Raw genomic sequence first — 898 nt, 5'->3', positions numbered from 1 at the left:
TTTCTCCTGCATTGTTCCCCTCTGCTTTTACGCTTCGCGCTTTTTACGCATTATTTTTAGGTTTAAGCTCTTTTTAAATTATCTAAACTCTTTATTTTTCTCAATAAATTTTTTCATCAATCCTAATTTCTACATCCATATATTCTAACTCCCCATCCTTTATGTAAAGAATATGAGGACGATAGTTTTTTCCATCAACCTCACAAATCGCGTCCTTTTCATAAACAAAATATCCCTGTTGCCTTAATTCTTGTCTTTTTTCCTCGATCAATTTTTCATAAGAATCTCTTCTTCTATTGCACAAATTGGGATCTGTAGCTCTAAAATATTCATAGCTTTCTACCTCCATGGAAAAATCCTTTGCCGCCTGTTGAAGCAAATCGTAACTGGGTTGCTTTGTCTTTTCTACCGCCTGAGCAATCACCATTGCGCGTTCCAGATGCTCCTCTTCGATACTTGTTTCAAAGCCCAGCTTCTCACCTTCCATAAAGCTTTTCTGATAAGAGTGTAAAGTTTCAACATCGCCCATCAAAGCCAGAGCCGCAAGATAACGCAGGGAATAAGAAGCCAACCGAGGGACCACAGTTTTGTTTTCCCAAGGCAGGATTCTATATTGAGAGTGAAGCATCTTGCCAAGATCAACCTCAGTCATTGCCTTTTCTAAAGCTTTCTCGAGTGCACGACGTAAACATCCAACGCTTACCTTTTCTTCAAAAATTTCCACCCCCTTCACATCAAAACTCAATTCAAGAGCAATCAAGCCTCCAGAATTATAAGGGTCTATTGTTTGGCAAGCCGCCGCATGGATACCAGAAACCACCGCAATTGCACAATCAAATCGCGGATACCCCTTCTCAGCATTATAAAGAAACTGCACTTCACGATCTGGTAAATAATA

Annotated in this window: 1 protein-coding gene; it reads right to left on the bottom strand. The window is 39.6% G+C overall.

The annotated features are described in order from the left end of the window. Positions 1-100: 100 nt before the first annotated feature. On the bottom strand, positions 101-898 hold a 798-nt coding region (locus ACFIL3_RS10600; protein ID WP_375682261.1), incomplete at its 5' end, for a DUF6990 domain-containing protein.

It is taken from the genome of Bartonella sp. CE47NXGY (assembly GCF_042195415.1).
Lineage (GTDB): Bacteria > Pseudomonadota > Alphaproteobacteria > Rhizobiales > Rhizobiaceae > Bartonella.
The sequence above is the reverse complement of the archived record's forward strand: the minus strand, read 5'-3'. Positions and strand labels throughout refer to the sequence as shown.